Annotated in this window: 1 protein-coding gene; it reads right to left on the bottom strand. The window is 67.8% G+C overall.

Annotation, left to right across the window (positions count from 1 at the left end; genetic code table 11):
• A partial coding sequence (locus HOV91_RS38665) for a multifunctional oxoglutarate decarboxylase/oxoglutarate dehydrogenase thiamine pyrophosphate-binding subunit/dihydrolipoyllysine-residue succinyltransferase subunit (RefSeq protein WP_174190126.1) occupies positions 1-3,365 on the bottom strand: 3,365 nt, incomplete at both ends.

Raw genomic sequence — 3,365 nt, 5'->3', positions numbered from 1 at the left:
GGGTTTCGGGGAGGTTGAGGCCGAAGAAGGGCCAGGCGCCCTGGTTGGCCGGTTCCTCCTGGACCCACGCCAGATCGGTGGCGTTGGGGTAGCCCTCCAGGGCTTCGTTGAGGCGGCGGACGGGCAGCGGGTAGAGCTGCTCGATCCGCACGATCGCGACGTCTTCGCGCTTCTGCTTGGCCTTTTCGGCGGCGAGTTCGTAGTAGAGCTTGCCGCTGGTGAGCAGGACGCGCTTGACCTTGCTGCGGTCGCCGATGCCCTGTTCGTACGCGGGCTCGTTGAAGACCGAGCGGAACTTGCTCTCGGTGAAGTCCTTCAGGTCCGAGACCACGGCCTTGTTGCGCAGCATCGACTTCGGGGTGAAGACGATCAGCGGGCGGCGGATGCCGTCCAGGGCGTGGCGGCGCAGCAGGTGGAAGTAGTTGGCCGGGGTGGACGGCACCGCGACGGTCATCGAGCCTTCCGCGCACAGCTGGAGGAAGCGCTCGATGCGGCCGGAGGTGTGGTCCGGGCCCTGGCCCTCGTGGCCGTGCGGCAGCAGCAGCACGACGTCGGAGAGCTGGCCCCACTTGGCCTCACCGGAGGAAATGAACTCGTCGATGATCGACTGCGCGCCGTTGACGAAGTCGCCGAACTGCGCTTCCCACAGCACCAGTGCGTTGGGGTTGCCCAGCGAGTAGCCGTATTCGAAGCCGACGGCGGCGAATTCGCTCAGCGCCGAGTCGTGCACCGCGAACCAGCCCGGGTTCTCGCTGCCGATGTTGTGCAGCGGGGTGTACTCCTCGGCGGTCTTGCGGTCGATGATCACCGCGTGCCGCTGGGTGAACGTGCCGCGGCGGGAGTCCTGACCGGTCAGGCGCACCGCGCGGCCCTCGTCGATCAGCGTGCCGAAGGCCAGCAGTTCGGCGAAGGCCCAGTCGACCTTGCCCTCGTAGGCCATCTCGCGGCGCTTCTCCAGCACCGGCTTGACGCGCGGGTGCACGTTGAAGCCGTCGGGCACGTGCAGGAACGCGTCGCCGATGCGCTGCAGGATGTGCTTGTCCACGGCCGTCACCACGGAGGCGGGCACCGGCTGGTCGCCTTCGACCGACGAGCTCGGTCCCGGTGAGTATTTCTCCAGCTCGCGGACCTCGTTGAACACCCGCTCCAGCTGGCCCTGGTAGTCGCGCAGCGCGTCCTCGGCCTCTTTCAGCGAGATGTCGCCACGGCCGATCAGGCTCTCGGTGTAGGCCTTGCGGACCGAGCGCTTGGTGTCGATGACGTCGTACATGTACGGCTGGGTCATCGACGGGTCGTCGCCCTCGTTGTGGCCGCGACGGCGGTAGCAGATCATGTCGATGACGACGTCCTTGCGGAACTTCTGCCGGAAGTCGACCGCCAGGCGGGCCACCCAGTCGCACGCCTCCGGGTCGTCGCCGTTGACGTGGAAGATCGGCGCGCCGATGAACTTCGCGATGTCGGTGGAGTACTCGGTGGAGCGGCTGTTCTCCGGCGCGGTGGTGAAGCCGATCTGGTTGTTCACCACAATGTGGATGGTGCCGCCGACCCGGTAGCCGCGCAGGCCACCCAGGTTCAGTGTCTCGGCGACCACGCCCTGACCGGCGAACGCGGCGTCACCGTGCAGCATCAGCGGTACGACCGAGTAGCCCTCCGGCCCGTCGCCCTTGTCCAGCAGGTCCTGCTTGGCGCGGACCAGGCCCTCCAGGACCGGGTCGACCGCCTCCAGGTGCGAGGGGTTGGCGGTGAGCGAGACCTCGATCTCGTTGTCACCGAACATCTGCAGGTAGGTGCCCTGCGCGCCGAGGTGGTACTTCACGTCGCCGGAGCCGTGGGTGGCTGCCGGGTTCATGTTGCCCTCGAACTCGGTGAAGATCTTCGAGTAGGGCTTGCCGACGATGTTGGCCAGCACGTTGAGCCGGCCGCGGTGCGGCATGCCGATGATGACCTCGTCGAGGCTGTGCTCGGCGCACTGGTCGATCACGGCGTCCATCATCGGGATGACGGCTTCGGCGCCCTCCAGCGAGAAGCGCTTCTGCCCGACGTACTTGGTCTGCAGGAAGGTTTCGAAGGCCTCCGCCGCGTTCAGCCGGTTCAGGATGTACTTCTGCTGCGCGACGGTGGGCTTGGCGTGCTTCTGCTCGACCCGCTCCTGGATCCACTGCAGCTGCTCGGGATCGAGGATGTGGGTGTACTCGACGCCGACGTGGCGGCAGTACGCGTCGCGCAGGATCGACAGCACGTCGCGCAGCTTCATCTGCTCCTGGCCGTGGAAGCCCGCCACGTTGAAGGTGCGGTCGAGGTCCCAGAGGGTCAGGCCGTGCTGGGTGACGTCCAGGTCCGGGTGGCTGCGGAACTTGTCCTTGACCAGCCGCAGCGGGTCGGTGTCGGCCATCAGGTGGCCGCGGTTGCGGTAGGCCGCGATCATCTCCAGCACGCGCGCGCTCTTGTCCACGCCGCGTTCGCGAATGTCCTTGCGCCAGCGGACCGGCTCGTACGGCACGCCCAGGCCGTGGAAGATCTCGTCGAAGAAATCGTCGGAGATCAGCAGCTGGTGGATGGTGCGCAGGAAGTCGCCGGACTCCGCGCCCTGGATAATGCGGTGGTCGTAGGTGGAGGTGAGCGTCATCAGCTTGCCGACGCCCAGTTCGGCGATGCGCTCGTCGCTCATGCCCTGGAATTCGGCGGGGTACTCCATCGCGCCCGCGCCGATGATCGCGCCCTGACCGTTCATCAGGCGGGGGACCGAGTGCACGGTGCCGATGGTGCCCGGGTTGGTCAGCGAGATGGTGACGCCGGAGAAGTCCTCGGCGGTGAGCTTGCCGTCGCGGGCGCGGCGGACGATGTCCTCGTAGGCGGTGTGGAACTGCCCGAAGGTCATCGCCTCGCAGCCCTTGATGGCCGCGACGACCAGCGACCGGTTGCCGTCCTTGCCGGGCAGGTCGATGGCGAGGCCGAGGTTGGTGTGCGCGGGGGTGACCGCGTGCGGCTTGCCGTCGACCTCGGCGTAGTGCCGGTTCATGTTCGGGAAGGCCTTGACCGCCTGCACGATGGCGTAGCCGAGCAGGTGGGTGAAGGAGATCTTCCCGCCCCTGGTGCGGGCGAGGTGGTTGTTGATGACCAAGCGGTTGTCGATCATCAGCTTGGCCGGGATGGCGCGCACGCTGGTCGCGGTGGGGATGCTCAGCGAAGCGGCCATGTTCTTGGCCACCGCCGCCGCTGCGCCGCGCAGCACCTTGGACTCGTCGGTGGCGGTGTCGGCCTGCTTGGGGCCGGAGGTGGGCGCGGCGTTCGAGGTCGGCGCGGGGGTGGTCTGCGGAGTGCGCGCGGTCGCCGCGGCGGGCTTCGCGGCTGGGGCGGGCTTGGCG

The organism is Nocardia barduliensis (assembly GCF_013315795.1).
Lineage (GTDB): Bacteria > Actinomycetota > Actinomycetes > Mycobacteriales > Mycobacteriaceae > Nocardia > Nocardia barduliensis.
This window is presented reverse-complemented; position numbering and strand designations above follow the sequence as displayed.